Here is a 17630-nt window from a genome sequence, read left to right as displayed (position 1 = left end):
CAGTAGTAATGTACCGACAGATTTAATAGACGATTTCAAAAATCCCATGATTGGTTGAGATAAACGTTCCTGAAAGGTCTAAATCCCGACCATAGGCTTGATAATCAATATAGTTTTGAAGACTAGCTGGTACTTCGCCTAAAGCACCCGTTTCTTCAATGTAGTAGCGTGCCACGTCATACATATCATCACAATCGGAATGAATGATAATATCCTCTTGATGTTCGCTTAGTTCTTCAATGCTTGAAAAATGAGTGAGCAGAGCAGATAGCTCCGATTGTAATTCTTCGGGTAATTCCGATACCATTTCCCATAGTCGATTGAGTTCGCCAATGGAAGTGTATTCGTCAACCGTAAAGGGTAACTCGTAGTCATGAATGGCGTATTCCTCATATTCATCATTCAAGCCGATTTTCTCTTTGACTTCCTCAAAGTCAATGGGAAAGGTAAACCACGCACCGACCAATTCGCCCTCATTGTATTTGCCTAAATTCGCAATATAGACTTGCATATCGTCCATATATTCACGTCCTTTCTTTGTAGAGATTCAAAAATCCCTACCGCACTTCGTTTGGTGTACCATTCCTTTGCGGAACATAAGAAAACCACTTATATTCCACAAAAGAACGGTTTTATTTAAGCACCAATAATGCGATTGAATAGCTCTAGTAAAATGTCTTTTACTCCAGCAGCGTTGAAGACTAAGCCAACCGCAATAATCGCAATAATTAAAAAGCCAATCAGTTTGCTAAACTCACGCTTGAAGCCAAGATACAAGCCAATCACAACGATTGCTAAAAGCACCAGTGATTGAGCGTTTGATAGAAACCAGTTATAAAGGTTTTGTCCAAAATTCATAAAAATGTTCTCCTCTCTATATTCAATGAATTTGTATTTGAGTTATTTTTTTGTTGTTATCACGTCCTGTTCTTTTACTGACTGTTGCTTCAAAATCTGCTTGTGTCGGTCTGTCAGTTTCGCATGGTCGAGAATGTCTTTTACAACCTGCGTCTGGTTGATTTCATCAAGTTTAATCGCAACCTTTAAGGTCGGGGCAACTTGATGAGATAGCCAGTTCAGCGTCCTTTGGAAGGAGTAAGGCTCTGGTTTTGTGGTTAGTTTTAATCGTTCACGATTGTTCCCAATAAACCAAGCCCATTCTTCATTCAGTTTCCAATCAGAACGAGGTTTGGAATCGTCTTTATCTACAAAACGGATATACCGATTGATAATTTTAAAGGCGGTATGCTCTGGATTGTCATAGACGAGTAAATCACGGACTGCATAATAGGCACGCTCATTTTTCAATCGAATCTCAAAACGGTTTTTTACTTCTGCGTCTTCAATGGGAATATCATTTTTCTTGTACTGCTCGTAGTCCTTTTCATAGATACAGAAATAAACTTCACTTTGTAATGAACCGATATAGAGGGTGTTTCCCATACATTCCTTTTCCTCTTTGCGTACCAGTTCGCCACTGCGATAGCTTTTAAAACTGCGGAAGACGGAGATACATTCTTCCTGTTGGCACTTTTCAGTGAGTACAGGGATATTTAAAATCCCTGTCTTATCGTTAATGGCAAGGTCAAGGCGTTTCATCACACCGCCAGCCACCAAAACGTCCATAAAGAACTCATACCAGCTTCTTTGTTGTGCCAGAAGATAGCTTTCAAATTGTCTGCACCCACGACCTTTCAATTCCACCAGAACTCCTTTGTCCAGTTCATGGGAGCAAAGGACGAATATGTCGCCTAAAGCATAATGCTCTGAATAAGAATAGAAACCATAGTCCTCATGAAGAAAATAGGACAGTTTCAGTTGTAAGATGTTTTCGACCACCTGCTGTACGTCTGTTGTCGGAAAGCGAATTCTTACATAATCAAACAGCATTTCAAGGGGAGCGTCGGGATTGAAGCGTTCCAGAGCTTCCCAAAGGGACTGCTGTAAATCCTCTGATGGCTTGACTTTTCCTGTTTCAATATCGCTTAGATACTGCCTTGTAATACCAGTCGCAACAGCTAAACGGTTTTGAGATAGTCCATAAGCCAAGCGTTTTTCTTTTAAATGCTGTAACCAAGTTTGTTCATTCAGTAAAAATCCCTCCAATCAAAAAGGCGTATGTCAACTTTTAAAGCCCATTTGACATACGCTGAAATTTTGTAAATCCCTTGTAACCAAAGGATTTTCTAATGTTTTTTTGACTGTTTCCTGTCGATTTGTACCCCCCTGTTAGATACGGGGGGTTAAGTGCTGGCGTGGCTATTGCCACACCAGCCAGCAAGATCAGTCCACACCTGCGACTTCCGCTTCGCACGTCGCCTGCGTGGACTGTCTGCTGTTGGATAACTTTTTAATTTCCTCCAAGAAATCATATCCTTTTGGTACAAGGGGAGTATAAAACTCTGATATGACACTTGTTCCTACATCAACATAGCCACGACCTTTGATTCGCTTTAAGAAGAAATCCTTTTGTACGTCACTGCCAAACATCATGCCATAGCCCATTTCAGACATACGACCTAAAGCCACTCTGAAATTAAACTGATCACGGATTCCGTCGCCTAAATATTTTGCGTCTGGACGTTGACAAGCCAGTATTAGAAAGAAGCCAGCTTGACGACCTAACATGACAATCTGTTTCAGCTTATTCATAACTGCGGTGTTTTCTTTTGTTCCCAGCATTTCCATGAAAGCGACGTATTCATCAAAGATTAAGAAGTGTGCCGGGAGACCTAAGTAAGCATAATTTTTGCCAGTCTTATAGTTCTTCATCTGCTTCATTTCCTCACTACGTTTCATCATTTCTTCATAGAATGTTTCAATGCAAGAAAGCAAGTCTTCTTTTCTATAGTAGACATTTGCCATCACAGAACCTAAGTCCGCAAGATCAGCATTTTTCGGGTCAAGAATATACAGTTTTGAATCTGTATGAAGCAAGGCTTCAATCAGTGTCAGTATAAAGTAAGTTTTACCGCCACCTGTACCACCAGCAATCAACATATGAGGGAGCTTATCATATTCCCACCATACGTTTTTCATTAAGCGAAGTTTACCATCTTTAGCTTCTACTTCATCAATAGAAATACGACTGGCTATGGTGTCATAGAGCAAAGTATATTCCACATAGGAATCCTTTAACTCTTTATCCGTCAGCTCACAGTACAAGCCACTCTCTAATTTCTTTTCCAAGTGTAAGAGTTGGTCTTGATATTTTCCCAGCGTGATTTCCATCCGTATCTGTATCAAGCCATTTTTAAGTCGATAATACATTTTAGGGAAGTAGGTTATCTTTTCCTTTGTACGACCAGCACTATCTTTAAAGAAACCCTCTGTTTTGACCTGTTCAGATTCATACCACTTGTTTTCAAGTATCATCTTTGCCAGTTTTTGACGGTGGTAAAGTTGTTTAACCGTATCATAGCGAACCCGTTTGAATACAAACGCTACCAGCAAGCAGATAAGAATTGCGACACTGAAACTGATAATTAAATAGGGAATGTCAATCTTATCTGCTTGTGATAGGTTAAAATCCTGCCAGTTGATCTGCTGGATTGTCTTCACATGAAACAGTCCGACAACCAGCAGGAAAACAGGCAGGAGTGACGCTATCGTAAAATGAAAGACTAAATCTTTACCAGATGGGCGAATCCTTTTACCACGCTGTTTCATGCGAAAAAGTCTCCTTTCTACCTAGCGACTATTTGTCTTGTGTCGGTTCTTTCTTTGCTTGTGGTTGAGCTTTGAATGAACTAGAATCCTTTGTCAGCACAATATCGTCTGCCTTGATATACCAGTCAACATCTGCTCCTTGATAGGTGGCAGTAGCAACGGTGTCCGCAATGGGATTGATAAGTTCCACCCGTGCGTTATAATCAAACTCTTTCAAAGGCACGCTGGCAGGAATACTTACTTGAATCATGCGTCCTTGTCCTTTGGATTTTAAGTCATAGGTACGTTCCTTGATTTCATCTGAAACCGACCCGTCTTCATTTTGGATTCTCACTTCACGACGTAGAGCAGAGAATTTCAATTCTCCAAAAGTCGTGTCTTTATCTAATACAATGCCATTTGCTAATCTCATCATTTTTCCTCTCTTTCTTTATTCTTTTATCATGTCGTCAGCATGTAAAAGGTAATTTGTAAAACCACGAGTGCCGATTTTGTAGCCCTCTGCGGTAATACGTGGATTGACTAACTTCACACGTTCCTCAAAGCCGAAATGTTTTTCGCCAGCTTCAGCAGGAAGCACCACCACAATATCATCTGCTCTTTGAACATCAGAATAGAGATTATAGCTTCTTGATAAGACAGTTAGCCGTCCGTTGATTCTTCGCTGAACGACTTTATCCTCGCCAGCAAATTCTAAATTGCCGAATGTTTTTTCCATGTTGGGAATCACAAATTTAAGTTCCATATTTTTACCTATCCTTTCTTTTTTATTGGCTGAATGAATGTTTGATGGTCTTAAAGAGTGGGGAACGACCTTTTGATTCTTGATTTTTTGTTTTCATAAGTTCACTTCCTTTCAAAATCGGGTAAAAAAATAGACACCTCATTTTTTGAAGTGTCTACCTATTAAATATTCAAATTTTATTGGAAGTATCTTTATATCTTCACTTTTCAAGGATAAATCGTCGTATCAAAGCTCATTCATAAGTAGTAAATTAGTAGTAAATTGAGTGGTTTTGACCTTGATAAAGTGTGATAAGTCCAGTTTTTATGCGGATAACTAGATTTTTATGCTATTTTTAAATTAAAAATAAGCACTGATTTTAGAAAAAATAGGGGACTTAGTTTATAATAAAAGCAGAATCGTTAATGAATGAAGGAGTATTTCTATGATTAAAATAATCGAATCAGCTAGGGAAGGCAAAATTAATCTAGACTTATGTGAAGATAGCCTGTATGTCTCTGAACACTTTGTAGCAGTGTTTGATGGGGTTACTGCAAAGGTGCCCTTTCAATTGAATGGGAAAAGTACGGGCAAGATTGCTTCAGAATTAGCTCTTGAAGCTATGGGGCAAGTAGATCCTAAGGCAGATATCGAGGAGATTATTAATCAGATTAATCAATATTATCAAGACTTCTACGCAACAAATAACTTTCCATATGATCAACACCAATTTGGGATTCAGGCTGCTGCTGCCATCTATTCAGCCTACCATCACACAATTTGGTTAATCGGTGATTGCCAAGCTTTAGTTGAAGGCCGATTCTATAAAATCAGTAAGCTTAGTGATGATATTCTAGCTGGTTTTCGTCAATTAGTCGTAGAGACTAATCGAGCTACCACTCAACTTGATGACCAAGCTAACCTTAGCCAAGCTCGGGACTTAATCCAACCATGGTTAGTTCAAACTCGCATATTTGCTAATTGTCCGGACTCACCTTTGGGTTATTCGGTCTTAAATGGTGAACCCATTCCCCAAAAGCTCATTAAGACCATCCCATTGGCAAAAGAAGACCGACATATCGTTATGGCATCAGACGGCTATCCGCAAATTTTTATGAACTTAGTCCAGACGGAGGCTTATTTGGCTGATTGTTTAGCAGAAGATCCGGATTGTCTTTACCGCCATCCTTCGACTAAAGGACTTAAAGCGGGTTATGCTTCTTTTGATGACCGGACTTATGTACGATTTCAAGTTTCAGAGGAATAACTTGATTTAAAAGAAGGTCCAATACTTTATTAATGTCTAGTGATTAAGTTCCCAGGCTTTCTTAATTAGTCGTATTATAAAATCAAGGGGGAGAGCTCGGTTATAGGGAATTTGAATAGCGCCTTTAGAATAGTGCAAGCCTAATTGATCAAGTTCATCAGCGAAATATACAATTGCTTTCGCCCCTGGATAGAGGCCCAGATGCTTCTGGTTAGCTGCAAAATGAATGATGTTATGCTGATCCCAGTAGGTGGGCATTTGGTAGCTAATCTTGCCTTTAGCCTGAGGCAGTAATTCTTGAATTAATTGGTCAATTTGTTTCAAATAGGCTTGGTGATGGGGCTGGGCATTTTGAATATAAGTTTGAATGGGAGTAGTTGGTATCATTACAATGGGCTCCTTATTTTGTTATTTAGTTCAGTATAGGCTCACAATGAAGGAATGTTAACTAATAAATCTCGGAGTGATATTATGTGGGAAATTAAATCTTTTTCTGAATTATCAACGACAGAGTTGTTTGCTATCTATTACTTGCGCACACGGGTTTTTGTTGTCGAACAAGCTTGTCCTTATCAAGAGGTGGATGAACAAGATCTTAATTGTTGGCATGGGATGCGATGGGAAAATGATAAGCTTGTGGCTTATTACCGTTTAATTCCAGATGAAAGTATCGTTCATCTTGGGCGAGTGATTGTCGCGCCAGAATACCGAGGACAAGGGCTTGGAAAAGAACTTGTCAGCCAAGCTATCGAAGCCTGTCAGAATCGCTTTCCTGACTTAACCATTCATGCCCAGGCTCAAGCTTATCTCCAAGATTTCTATGCGAATTTTGGCTTCCAACCGGTGTCCGAAATATACCTTGAAGATAATATTCCGCATTTGGATATGATTTTGAAGTAACCGTTTAAGAAAGCTTGTTTATTAACCCAAAGCATGGTAAGATTAGCCTTACGTTGGGAATGAGGTTCTCCCATGGCTGAGGCCAAAACCGCTTATCGAGCTGATGACTTCTGTGGCTTATTTTGTCACGGATTCATCAGCTTTTTTTGTGTAAAAGGTCCTAATAATCTGTTTGGAGGAATATATGTTACAATCATTGGCGCTTATTTTTTTGTTAGGTATTTTATTAGCCGAATTAGCGGCTCGCTTCCGTCTTCCACGGTTGATTGGTATGTTAATAGCGGGTATGTTAGTCGGCCCTTTTGGATTGGGCTGGCTAGATGAGCATATGCTGGCTATTTCTGGTGAAGTGCGTAAGTTGGCTTTGGTAATTATTCTAATTAAAGCGGGTTTATCACTTGATCTGGATGATCTAAAACGGGTCGGTCGACCGGCTTTGTTGATGTCATGTTTACCGGCTAGTATGGAGATTTTAGGCTATTTCCTTTTAGCACCGGTCATTTTAGGAATGTTACCGGTTGATGCGTTAGTCTTAGGAGCGGTCTTAGGAGCGGTCTCGCCCGCTGTGGTTGTGCCGCGTATGGTTTACCTGATGGACAAAGGTTACGGAAAAGCTAAAGGAATTCCGCAAATTATCTTGGCTGGGGCTTCCATGGATGATATTTTCGTCATTGTCCTCTTTGCGAGCTTCTTGAAGATGGCTTTGGGGGGGCGGGCTGATCTATTCAGTCTCATTAAAATTCCAGAATCGGTGGTCTTAGGAGTTGGGCTTGGACTTGTGGCTGCGTGGTTGGTTCCGCAAATCACGAAACGAGTAGTAGCTATTCGTGGTGTTAATCAACTTATCCTCATTTTGGCCTTCGCATTAGCTCTAGTAGCCCTTGAGCCGCTTGTTGAACAATGGGTGGCAATCTCCGGCCTCATTGCGGTTGTAGTCATGGCAGCTAGTTTGAAAGAAAAACTAGAACCGGTAGAGACCCAATTCTTGAGTCAGAACTTCGGGCAAATTTGGTTAGCGGCCGAAATTCTGCTTTTTGTTCTGGTTGGGGCTGCTGTCGATATTCGTTACCTGTCTCATTCCGGCCTAGCCGTAGTGGCAATCATCTTCCTAGCACTTATCTTTAGAAGTGTAGGGGTTATGCTTTCTTTAAGTTATACTAATCTCACTTGGAAAGAGCGCTTCTTCTGTGTAGGAGCCTATTTACCTAAGGCAACCGTTCAAGCAGCCATTGGATCAATTCCGCTTACTAGTGGCTTAGCTAGCGGAAATTTGATTTTAACGGTGGCGGTCATGGCCATTATTTTGACTGCTCCTCTGGGTGCTATCTTTATTGATGAGACCTATGCGAAAATGTTAGACAAAGCTTAATAGTAGAAATTAAACCGGAAGTTGTTAACTGCAACTTCCGGGTTTTTCTTTTTTAAGAGGGAGATCCGCTATTAAGGTAGATGACTTCGTCGTCAATTTGTAATTGGGTGGTTCCGTCAGGAATAATGTGTTTATTTCCTCGTTTGATTAGAACTAAGAGTTTATTGGTTTGATTAAATCTACTTAAAGGAGAAGTGAGGTAAGGAGAATCTGCTTCGATAGTCACTTCATTTAATGTGAAATCATAGCTGTGAGTAAATGTTTTAGCAATACAGACGGCTTTATCGCCAATTTCGAGTTGGGTTTGGCCATCTGGTACCATGGGATGATCCTCTCGAATTACTAGCACGATCAGTAGGTCAGGTTGGATATTTAAATCCGCAATTTTTTGTCCGGCCCAAGGATGTAAGTTATCGTTAACAAGGAATCCAATGAATTCAATGGGTCTTTCTTCAGCATAGTCACTGAATGATTTTAATGGATTAGCTAAGTCATCTGTCATGGATAATTTCTGGGCATTCCAAGCCAATAGACTTCCTTGAAATAAAATAGAAAGGAGAACTACTACAAAGACCAAATGGAAAATATCTACGGAATGCTGAGTCATGCGGGTATGAGCCATGATGGCAAATGCAATTGAAGCTGCGCCTCTTAAGCCCGCCGAAGAAATTAAGGCTATTTTAGCTAAGGGGGCTTTAAACGGGATAAGAATGAGACTGACAACTAAAGGTCTAACAAGTATGGTCAAAATAACAAAAACCAAAAGGCCCTCTACAAATACTTGGTTAAGTAACTTGGCATCGGATAATAATCCTAGCGCAAAGAAAAGGCCCATTTGCATGACAGTAGTGAGACCGTCAAAGAAGTGGACTAAATTAGCCTTATCATGTATTGAACTATTTCCCAGAAGGATACCAAATAAATAGACGGCTAAGTAGCCATTGCCTTGGCTCAGATTGGTCAAGCTATATGTCATCATGGCTAGAGCAAAGATAAGTACAGTGACCATCGTTTGCGGAAGTTGAACGCGGTTAAGAAACCAGTGTGTCATTTTAAATAGACCGTAGCCGATTAGTAGGGCGAGACCAATTTGTAAGATTATTTGACCAAAAAGTTGAGTAGTCCCAATGGGATGGCTAAGATTCTGAACGGCGATACTTGTTAAAAGGAAAGAAGCAGGATCATTCGAGCCGCTTTCAAGCTCCAAAAGTGAAGAAGTGTTATATTTGAGTGCTAATTTTTTAGACCGAATAATCGCAAAGACTGATGCTGCATCGGTAGAACTAAGTACCGAGCCAATTAAGAAGCTGTACTTGAAGGGCCAACCTAAAAGATAATATATAAGGAAGGCTGTCAGAAAGGCTGTCAGAACGACTCCAATGCTTGCTAATAAAATAGATTCAATCGCGACTTTGCGGGCTTCTTGCCAACGAGTGTTAAAGCCACCGTAAAACATAATAAAGAGTAGGGCTGCACTAGCGGCGTGATCGACTAAGGAAAAATTACTAAAAGAAATATTAAGCAGGTGGGGATGGGTAAATCCCATTCCTAGAAGAATAAAGAGTAGGAGGGCAGGCAATCCAATTTTTTGTGAAAATTTGGATAGAGCAATACAGATTAGTATTATCAGAGAACTAAGAAATATAATAGTATTCAAAGCATCACTCTCCTTGTTGTTATAATTATATTGTCTCATAAAATTACTGTTGAGTCTAAAATTCAACTCGGATGTTGTTAACTGCAACTTCCGGTTTTTTGCTGCACAATGATACAACAAAGAAATTTTATTCCTTATTTTTTAAAATAATTTGCGAATTTTCTTCCAAAATAAAATGATTCATGATAAGATGCATATGAAAGGGCTATCAAGAAAGGAGAATTTGTCATGGAGAAGAGTTCAGCCATTCTTTGGGGCGGAGCAACTTGTGCCAGTCAATATGAAGGGGCATGGCAAGCCGGTGGAAAAGGGATGGATACCCAAGACTGCCGACCTTATATTTTTCAAAAAGACCAAGCAACCACTCGAACTCGTTTGCTTAATCGTGCGGCAATCGATCAAGCTAAAGACCCGGATTCATCAGCCTTTTATCCATTTCGGCAGGGATCTAAAGGTTATGAATTTTGGCAAGAAGATTTGGACTTGCTTGCTGAATTAGGACTCGATATTTATCGTTTCTCGATTTCATGGGCCCGTTTATTTCCTAATGGAACGGAAAAAGAACCCAATCCAGAGGGCTTAGCCTATTACGATCGGATCTTCGCCTATTTAAAAGCGAAAAACATTAAGGTCTTTCTTACCATGTATCATTATGCTATTCCCTTAAATTTAGTCGAAACCTATGGCGGTTGGAAGAACCGTAAAGTAGTGGACTACTATTTGAACTTTGCTCGAACTGTTTTGACTCGTTGGGGAGACCAAATTGATTATTGTTTACCATTTAACGAAATTAATACCGGTTATTTCTCACCTTTCAATGGCATCGGTTTATTGAAGGATGATAAAGGGGAATATAACGAAGAAGATATCTTCCAAGCTCTTCATCATCAGTTTGTGGCTAATGCCCTAGCTATTAAGATGGGACGCCAAATTTGCCATGCCAAATTTGGCTCGATGGTGGCCTTCTTTAATTATTATCCTTACACCTGCAAGCCGGAAGATACCTTGAAGCTGATCCAAGAAGAGCAAAGGCATCAATGGTATTTTACAGATGTAATGGCCCAGGGTTCTTATCCCTATTATATGGAACAATATTTCCGTTCTCACGGGATAAAATTGGAACGAACTCAGGAAGACCTTCAATTATTAAAAACCTATACCGTTGATTTTGTTTCCATTTCGTATTATCAGTCGTCAGTTATTTCAACCGATGAGACAGATAAAACGGCAGGGAATCTTGTTGTATCAACTAAGAATCCATATTTGACTGCCACAGACTGGGGCTGGCAAATAGACCCAATTGGTTTGCGGACAGCTTTAAATAAGATGTATGACCGTTATCATCTGCCAGTGGTTATTTCAGAGAATGGCTTCGGAGCTCATGAGCAACTCGATTCAAACGGCCAGATTCATGATCAAGATCGGATAAATTATCTTGCTGATCACTTTAAACAGATACACCTTGCAGTAGAAGATGGAGTGGATGTTTTAACTTACATTATGTGGGGAATCATTGATTTGGTTTCCGCAGGCTCCTGTGAGATGGAGAAACGGTATGGGGTGATTTTTGTAGATGCGGATAATCTAGGTCGAGGAAGCTACCGTCGTGTTAAGAAAGCCAGCTTCGATTGGTATCGAAACTATATTTCTCAGCAGAAAGGGGTTAGCCATGGAAGTTAAAGATTTATTGGAACTAAATACAGAAAGAACGAATCCTCGTACACGAAATATCGATCAAGTTGCTACGCTTGATATGCTTAAAATGATTAATCATGAAGATCAGAGTGTACCGCAAGCGATTAGCCAAGTGATTCCAGCTATTGGAGCCCTAGTAGACGCAGCTTATGAGCAAATGAAAAAGGGCGGGCGTCTAATTTATGTTGGCGCCGGCACCTCGGGCCGTTTAGGGATTCTAGATGCTTCGGAATGTCCACCTACCTACGGGGTAGAGCCTGACTTGGTTCAAGGTATCATTGCGGGTGGCCTTGACGCAGTCTTTAAAGCACAAGAAGGGGCTGAAGATAGCCAAGACGGTGCAGAGAAAGATTTAAGAGAAATCCAGCTTCAAAGTCATGATTTTGTTATTGGCTTGGCCGCTAGTGGACGGACACCTTATGTGATAGGGGCTTTAGAGTTTGCCCATTCTTGTGGAGCAAAAACAGGTTCTATTGCCTGTGTTCAAAATAGTCGTATCGGTCAAGTGGCGGACTATCCTATTGATGTGATAACTGGGCCTGAAGTGGTGACGGGGTCAACACGGATGAAGGCCGGTACAGCTCAGAAATTAATCCTAAATATGATTTCGACTAGTCTGATGATTAAGTTAGGTAAGGTGTATCAAAATTATATGGTTGATCTACAGCCAACTAATCATAAGTTAGAGAATCGGGCTATTCATCTGATTCAGGAAATCCTAGGTTTAGACGAAGACCGAGCTAGAACCTTATATCTTGATAGTGGTAAACAAGTTAAGACGGCCATCTTGATGGAACTAGCGAAGGTAGATCAAAGGCAAGCTAGTGATTTATTGCTTGAACATGAAGGGCATCTCCGACATGTATTAAATCATATTGATAGTGAGGTGAAATAATGGAAAAAACAGAATTAATTATCTTTAATTTGATATCGAATGGTGGCAATGCTAAAGGTCTTGTGTATGAAGCCTTGAAAAGTGCTGAAGAAGGCGATTTTGATCAGGCGCAAGCCTTATTGGATGAAGCTGATGAATTCTTAAAAGTGGCTCACCAAACGCAAACGGATTTACTTCATCAAGAAGCACAAGGACAACATCATGAGTTATCAATTTTATTTGTTCATGCTCAAGATCATTTGATGACCGCTTTAGAGGTGCGTTCGATGGCCGATGGTATGATTCGTTTGTATAAACGTTTAGCTGCCATTGAAGCGCAAGGTTAAGGAGGCTGAGAGATGCCAAAGACAAAGCCAAGTAAAGTTTTGTCAACAAAGCAGAACGAACCACCTTATATGAAGACGGATTATGATATTCCTAAATTTGGTTATAAAGCGGCTTTAGTTATGTTAAGTGGGATTATGCTCGTGTGGTTAGGATTGCCGTCACTCTTAAAATGGCTAGGAATAGATTACTATTGGGGCATGATTCTCATAGGCGGTTTTCTTTGCGGATTTATCGTAGCCTTTACGCAATATTTTATTCAAACCAAGCAAGGATTTAGTAGACGCTTTTGGTTGGTAACGGTGTTATGGTCATTATTTATTGGGTGTCTTATTTTATTATTCTTAGTTTCTGGAGTTCTAATGTGAAGAAAGGAAGAGAAAGATGAAAGCGTTATTAGTATGTTCAGGTGGAATGTCATCTGCAATATGTGCTAAAGCCTTGCAAGAGGCCGCGCAAGCAGCAGGACAAGAATTACAAGTAGTAGAATGTGGAACACAAGCATTTGAAGAAGAAATTAAACGAGATTACGCGATTGCTTTAGTAGCTCCGCAAATTCGTCATCGCTTTGATACCTTGAAAGCGCAGGCTCAAGCGGCTAATGTCCCTTGCATTTTAATTCAACCACAAGGTTACACACCACTCGGTGGTAAAAAATTACTAGCTCAAGTTAATCAAGAGTTAGGTCTATAATTAAGGAGGAAAACCATGTTCGATAAAATAACTCAATTTATGGATGAAAAACTTTCAACCCCAATGGCTCGCTTAGCTGAGCAACGTCATTTACGTGCGATTCGCGATGGGATTATTGCTACTTTGCCGATTATTATTGTCGCGTCAATGTTTTTAGTTATTGCCTTTCTACCAGATTCATTACCACAGGATTGGGCTATAACTAGTTTCTTACGTGAAAATCAGACCAAAATTCTTTTGCCTCACCGTGTTTCTATGTACATCATGACTTTATATGCTGTATTCGGCATTGGTCATTCATTGGCTCAATCCTATGATTTAGATGGACTTTCAGGTGGTATCTTGTCAGAATTAGCATTCTTACTTACGATCACACCAAAGATGATTCCAGCAGCGACCGAAGGAATTACTAAATTAGCGGGTCAAAATCCTGAATTGCAAGAATTTGTCAATGGTTTGCCTGTAGGTTTCGTGATGCCAATGCCAAACCTAGGATCAGCCGGTATGTTTATTGGAATCTTGGCTTCCTTCTTTGCGGTAGAAGTCTATCGTTTTACCCAAAAATCTGGCTTTAAGATTTCGATGCCTCCACAAGTTCCAGCTTCAGTAGCGCGGTCATTTGAAGCATTAACACCAACGACTATTGTGTTATTAGTCTTAGCTACGATCACCTATTTCTTAGAAATTGATTTACATAGTATCGTGGGTACCATCGTCGCACCATTAATTAAAGCGACTGATTCATTACCTTCTGTTTTAATTATTGTTATTTTATCTCAATTCTTCTGGTCCTTCGGGATTCACGGATGGTCCATTGTTGGTTCTTTAGCCCGTCCATTATGGTTGATTTTACTTGATCAAAATACCTTAGCAAATTCTAATCATGAAGTAATCACTAATATTGCAGCTGAACCATTCTATCAATGGTTTGTCAACATTGGGGGATCTGGAGCAACATTAGGCTTAGCTATTCTCTTTACCTTCTTCTCAAGATCGGCTTATGGTAAGTCATTAGGAAAGACGGCTGTTGTACCTTCTATCTTTAATATTAATGAGCCAATGATTTTTGGGGCACCTATTGTCTTGAATCCAATGTTAATCATTCCATTTATTGCGGTTCCCGTAATTAATGCTCTTATTACTTGGTTTGCCATCTCATTTGGATGGGTTAATAAAGTAGTAGCATTAGCTCCATGGACTTTGCCTGGTCCGATTGGTGCATTTATCGCAACTGGTAGCGATTTGCGAGCAGCTATTTTGAGTATCTTATTAATTTTACTTTCCATTGTTTTATACTACCCATTCTTTAGAATGTATGATAAAAAGTTACTAGAAGAAGAAACAGCAGACTTAGTTGAAGAAGTTAAGGCTAGCGATCTTTAAGATGAAAAAACTATAGAAATAGGAGGATAAGAAGTGAGACAACTTGGTATTTCAATATATCCGGATAAATCTAGTAAAGAAGATATTATGACTTATTTAGCCGATGCTAGAAAAGCAGGATGTTCACGGATATTCTCCTGCCTTCTATCGGTAAACAAGTCTAAAGAAGAAATCGTTCAGGAATTTAAAGAAATTAACCACTACGCTAATGAACTAGGCTATGAAATTATAGTGGATGTCGCTCCTCGTATTTTTAAAGATCTAGAGATCAGTTATCAAGACTTGAGTTTCTTTAAGGAGATCGAAGCAGATGGTCTACGGTTAGATGTCGGCTTTACTGGGGCTGAAGAAGCGATGATGACTTATAATCAGTATGGCTTGAAAATTGAAATTAATATGTCCAATAATGTCCATACCTTAGACACGATCATGGATTATCAACCTAATCCTTATTGCCTACAAGGATGCCATAATTTCTATCCCCATGGTTATTCTGGTCTGAATCTCGAATTTTTCAAGAAATGTACGCAACGTTTTAAAGCCTATGGTCTTAGAACAGCCGCTTTTGTTACTAGCCAAAACCAAAATACCTTTGGTCCTTGGCCAGTCACTCAGGGTTTGCCAACTTTAGAAATGCACCGCAACTTACCGATGCATGTGCAAATTAAGCACTTGCTAGCTTTAGGTGAGATCGATGATATTTTGATTTCAAATTGTTATCCTAGCTCAGAGGAGTTGAAGCAAGTTCAAGGTTTAGATCTGTCATTGGTGACGTTTGATGTACAATTAATTGAGGACTTATCGACGGTTGAGCGTGCAATTGTCTTAGATGAGTTACACTTTAGTCGAGGAGATCAATCAGATTATTTTATCCGTTCAACACAAAGCCGAGTAAAATATAAGGGACATGAATTTAAGCTACACCATGCTCCAAGTTTGATTCGCCGAGGAGATATTATTATTGAAAGTAGCTTATACGGTCACTATGCGGGCGAGTTGCAAATTGCCTTGCGAGATATGCCTAATTCAGGTATGTCGAATGTTGTCGGTTCTATTAGTTCGGATGAATGCTTCATTTTGGACGCAATTAAACCTTGGCAGAAATTCAAATTTAGAGAGGCCATAGTATGAAGTATTATTTAGGTGTAGATGGTGGCGGAACGAAGACTTTATTCGAATGTTATGATGAAAATGGCAAGTTGGTAGCTCAAGTTAAGCTACCGACTTGCCATCTCTTGCAAGTAAGTATGGATCAAGCTCGTGAGTGTCTTCAAACGGGAGTCAATCAAATAAAATCAGCCATCGCGTTTAAGCCGCAAAGTGATCAACTATCTATTGGGCTGGGTTTAGCTGGCTACGGAGCCAATGCAGATTTGAGGCAGGCTATAGAGCAAATGTGCCAACTGGCTTTAAAGGGAGAACGTTATCACATATGGAATGATGCCGAAATTGCTTTATACGGGGGTCTAAACGGTCAAGACGGGCTCTTATTGATTGCTGGAACAGGATCTATTGTTTTAGCAAAAGAAGGAAATCATTTCTATCGCAGTGGTGGTTGGGGTTACTTATTAGGAGATGAAGGATCTGCATATTGGTTAGCCAAGCAACTGCTAAATCATTTCACTCGTCAAGCAGATGGTCGAGAAGCCCGAACTCGGTTATATGCTTATTTGATGGACTATTTTCACTTAGACGATGCTGGTGAAATCATTCAACTAATAGCGAGGGATTACTCTAGCCGAACTCAATTGGCTAAGTTGGCGGTGCTTGTGAGCCAGCTAGCTGAAAGCGGAGACGCCGTAGCGATAGACATCATTAACCAGGCTGCACAAGAATTAGCCGATTTGCTTCTGTGTCATCAGGATCATTTTGACCAGCAACCTATGCCGGTTGTCACCATTGGGGGATTAATCGAAAATAATGTCTTGTTACAAAATCGAGTAACCGAACTAATAGAACCAAAATTTTATTTAACGAAGGCTTGCTATAGTCCGGCTCGAGGTGCTAGTCTATTAGTGAAAGAATTCTATGGTTAAAACAAGAATAGGTGAGAATGATGGCATGTATATCTAAAATAAATAATATTTATCCCCATTTAACGTCGACTGAATGTAAGATCGCGGACTATATCAAGGCTAATCTGTCGCAAGTGTTGGCTTCCTCAACGCAAAGTTTAGCTAAAGAGACTCAGACAAGTCCATCCACTTGGGTTAGATTTGCTCAGAAATTAGGCTATAGTGGGATAGCGGCTTTGAAGGTTGATCTCTCGAAAGATGAAGGCATGGAAGTATCTGACTGGACCTCAGTTCTGAGTGAGGAAGATAGTTTTGATACAATGCTAAACAAAAGCAAGCAGAATCTGACCCATGAATTGGAGAAGACGCTAGCTATTCTTAATCATGCGGAGCTAAAGAACGCTATTGATGCCATGCACAAAGCACGTCGAATCTATCTATTCGGCATTGGTGGTAGTGCTGTGCCGTGCTTTGATCTAGTTCATAAATTAGTGCGGATTGATCTTGATGCGATTTTTCATCATGAATCACAGTTGATGCTCTCACAAATTGCCCATATCACTTCAGAGGATGTCTTGATCTTAGTCTCCTATTCAGGGCGAACTAAGATGGTTTGCGATGCGGCAAAAGGCGCCAAGCAAGCGGGGGCCAAAATTATTGCTATCACTCAATACAACACCACAACTCCTCTAGCTAAGATAGCAGATATACCAATCTACATCCCAATTGAGGAACGGCCACTCCGTATCGGTGCGATAGCGTCACGGAACTCGAGCTTAGTCGTGACCGATTTTCTTTATTTGGGCTTAGCGCGATTAGATTTCAATCGCACCAAAAAGAATCTAATCAAAACCCGAAACTTCGTTCAAGAAGTGTCGGAATAAAAGAATAATTTGTTAAAAAGACCATTTTTGTAGTGGACCCAAAAAGTTGAACTTTTTATTAAGCCACTGTCATTAAAGCAAGATTTCTGTATTCTACAGGAGTCTTGCTTTTTAATTTTCTCTTCTTCCTAACTAAATTATAATATTCTATATAG

The 17630-nt window shown here is 40.0% G+C and carries 21 protein-coding genes and 1 riboswitch; of the genes, 12 read left to right on the top strand and 9 right to left on the bottom strand.

Annotated elements, in window-relative coordinates:
* Positions 1–22: 22 nt before the first annotated feature.
* The 6 genes from EIH20_RS08090 to EIH20_RS08060 form a co-directional block, all read right to left on the bottom strand.
* Complete coding sequence (locus tag EIH20_RS08090; RefSeq protein WP_000342539.1) at positions 23–520, bottom strand: antirestriction protein ArdA; 498 nt, start codon at positions 518–520, stop codon at positions 23–25.
* A 116-nt stretch (positions 521–636) separates the two neighbouring features.
* The gene (locus EIH20_RS08085) at positions 637–858 is read right to left on the bottom strand and encodes a hypothetical protein (protein WP_001009056.1); all 222 of its coding nucleotides are present in this window, start codon (positions 856–858) and stop codon (positions 637–639) included.
* Positions 859–900: 42 nt separating this feature from the next.
* Positions 901–2106: a MobT family relaxase gene (mobT, locus tag EIH20_RS08080; protein WP_000398284.1), complete on the bottom strand. Its 1206-nt coding sequence runs from the start codon at positions 2104–2106 to the stop codon at positions 901–903.
* A gap of 177 nt (positions 2107–2283) precedes the next feature.
* Positions 2284–3669 carry an FtsK/SpoIIIE domain-containing protein gene (locus EIH20_RS08070; RefSeq protein ID WP_124059551.1) on the bottom strand — a complete coding sequence of 462 codons (1386 nt, stop codon included), beginning with the start codon at positions 3667–3669 and terminating at the stop codon, positions 2284–2286.
* A gap of 28 nt (positions 3670–3697) precedes the next feature.
* Positions 3698–4084 (bottom strand): YdcP family protein, encoded by a 387-nt coding sequence (locus EIH20_RS08065; protein ID WP_000985015.1) that lies wholly within the window; start codon positions 4082–4084, stop codon positions 3698–3700.
* Between the two features lie 15 nt (positions 4085–4099).
* Positions 4100–4414 (bottom strand): YdcP family protein, encoded by a 315-nt coding sequence (locus EIH20_RS08060; protein ID WP_000420682.1) that lies wholly within the window; start codon positions 4412–4414, stop codon positions 4100–4102.
* Between the two features lie 424 nt (positions 4415–4838).
* On the opposite strand from EIH20_RS08060, the gene EIH20_RS08050 reads away from it, so the two are divergent.
* Positions 4839–5660, top strand: coding sequence for a protein phosphatase 2C family protein (locus tag EIH20_RS08050; RefSeq protein ID WP_124059549.1), 822 nt, complete (start codon positions 4839–4841; stop codon positions 5658–5660).
* Between the two features lie 36 nt (positions 5661–5696).
* Here EIH20_RS08050 and EIH20_RS08045 read toward each other — a convergent pair whose 3' ends face one another.
* On the bottom strand, positions 5697–6047 hold the full coding sequence (locus tag EIH20_RS08045) for an iron chaperone (protein ID WP_124059547.1): 351 nt from the start codon (positions 6045–6047) through the stop codon (positions 5697–5699).
* Between the two features lie 84 nt (positions 6048–6131).
* On the opposite strand from EIH20_RS08045, the gene EIH20_RS08040 reads away from it, so the two are divergent.
* Together EIH20_RS08040 and EIH20_RS08035 are read left to right on the top strand one after the other, a co-directional pair.
* Positions 6132–6560 carry a GNAT family N-acetyltransferase gene (locus tag EIH20_RS08040; RefSeq protein ID WP_124059560.1) on the top strand — a complete coding sequence of 143 codons (429 nt, stop codon included), beginning with the start codon at positions 6132–6134 and terminating at the stop codon, positions 6558–6560.
* A 46-nt stretch (positions 6561–6606) separates the two neighbouring features.
* A riboswitch (Fluoride riboswitch) is annotated at positions 6607–6680 on the top strand.
* A 64-nt stretch (positions 6681–6744) separates the two neighbouring features.
* Positions 6745–7929, top strand: a complete 1185-nt coding sequence (locus EIH20_RS08035; protein WP_124059545.1) for a cation:proton antiporter domain-containing protein — start codon at positions 6745–6747, stop codon at positions 7927–7929.
* A gap of 52 nt (positions 7930–7981) precedes the next feature.
* Here EIH20_RS08035 and EIH20_RS08030 read toward each other — a convergent pair whose 3' ends face one another.
* The gene (locus EIH20_RS08030; protein ID WP_164470917.1) at positions 7982–9586 is read right to left on the bottom strand and encodes a potassium/proton antiporter; all 1605 of its coding nucleotides are present in this window, start codon (positions 9584–9586) and stop codon (positions 7982–7984) included.
* A gap of 228 nt (positions 9587–9814) precedes the next feature.
* On the opposite strand from EIH20_RS08030, the gene EIH20_RS08025 reads away from it, so the two are divergent.
* From EIH20_RS08025 to EIH20_RS07985, 9 genes are read left to right on the top strand one after another with little or no spacing between them, the layout of a single operon-like run.
* The gene (locus EIH20_RS08025) at positions 9815–11266 is read left to right on the top strand and encodes a glycoside hydrolase family 1 protein (RefSeq protein ID WP_124059541.1); all 1452 of its coding nucleotides are present in this window, start codon (positions 9815–9817) and stop codon (positions 11264–11266) included.
* The gene (murQ, locus tag EIH20_RS08020; RefSeq protein ID WP_124059539.1) at positions 11256–12176 is read left to right on the top strand and encodes an N-acetylmuramic acid 6-phosphate etherase; all 921 of its coding nucleotides are present in this window, start codon (positions 11256–11258) and stop codon (positions 12174–12176) included. The genes EIH20_RS08025 and murQ overlap by 11 nt, the downstream gene beginning before the upstream one ends.
* A complete protein-coding gene (locus EIH20_RS08015) occupies positions 12176–12502 on the top strand; it encodes a PTS lactose/cellobiose transporter subunit IIA (protein ID WP_124059537.1) in 327 nt (108 codons plus the stop codon). Before murQ ends, EIH20_RS08015 begins: the two co-directional genes overlap by 1 nt.
* Before the next feature lie 12 nt (positions 12503–12514).
* On the top strand, positions 12515–12868 hold the full coding sequence (locus EIH20_RS08010) for a hypothetical protein (protein WP_124059535.1): 354 nt from the start codon (positions 12515–12517) through the stop codon (positions 12866–12868).
* A 16-nt stretch (positions 12869–12884) separates the two neighbouring features.
* Positions 12885–13193 carry a PTS sugar transporter subunit IIB gene (locus EIH20_RS08005; RefSeq protein ID WP_124059533.1) on the top strand — a complete coding sequence of 103 codons (309 nt, stop codon included), beginning with the start codon at positions 12885–12887 and terminating at the stop codon, positions 13191–13193.
* 15 nt (positions 13194–13208) lie between these two features.
* A complete protein-coding gene (locus EIH20_RS08000; protein ID WP_124059531.1) occupies positions 13209–14576 on the top strand; it encodes a PTS sugar transporter subunit IIC in 1368 nt (455 codons plus the stop codon).
* A 33-nt stretch (positions 14577–14609) separates the two neighbouring features.
* Positions 14610–15707 carry a DUF871 domain-containing protein gene (locus tag EIH20_RS07995; protein WP_124059529.1) on the top strand — a complete coding sequence of 366 codons (1098 nt, stop codon included), beginning with the start codon at positions 14610–14612 and terminating at the stop codon, positions 15705–15707.
* Positions 15704–16612 carry an N-acetylglucosamine kinase gene (locus EIH20_RS07990; RefSeq protein WP_124059527.1) on the top strand — a complete coding sequence of 303 codons (909 nt, stop codon included), beginning with the start codon at positions 15704–15706 and terminating at the stop codon, positions 16610–16612. Before EIH20_RS07995 ends, EIH20_RS07990 begins: the two co-directional genes overlap by 4 nt.
* Before the next feature lie 20 nt (positions 16613–16632).
* Positions 16633–17475 (top strand): MurR/RpiR family transcriptional regulator, encoded by an 843-nt coding sequence (locus EIH20_RS07985; RefSeq protein ID WP_164470916.1) that lies wholly within the window; start codon positions 16633–16635, stop codon positions 17473–17475.
* A 58-nt stretch (positions 17476–17533) separates the two neighbouring features.
* Here the strand turns inward: EIH20_RS07985 and EIH20_RS08760 are convergent, their stop codons facing one another.
* Positions 17534–17626 carry an IS3 family transposase gene (locus EIH20_RS08760; RefSeq protein WP_420894250.1) on the bottom strand — a complete coding sequence of 31 codons (93 nt, stop codon included), beginning with the start codon at positions 17624–17626 and terminating at the stop codon, positions 17534–17536.
* Positions 17627–17630: the final 4 nt, after the last annotated feature.

The organism is Vaginisenegalia massiliensis, from assembly GCF_900604935.1.
GTDB lineage: Bacteria > Bacillota > Bacilli > Lactobacillales > Aerococcaceae > Vaginisenegalia > Vaginisenegalia massiliensis.
This window is presented reverse-complemented; position numbering and strand designations above follow the sequence as displayed.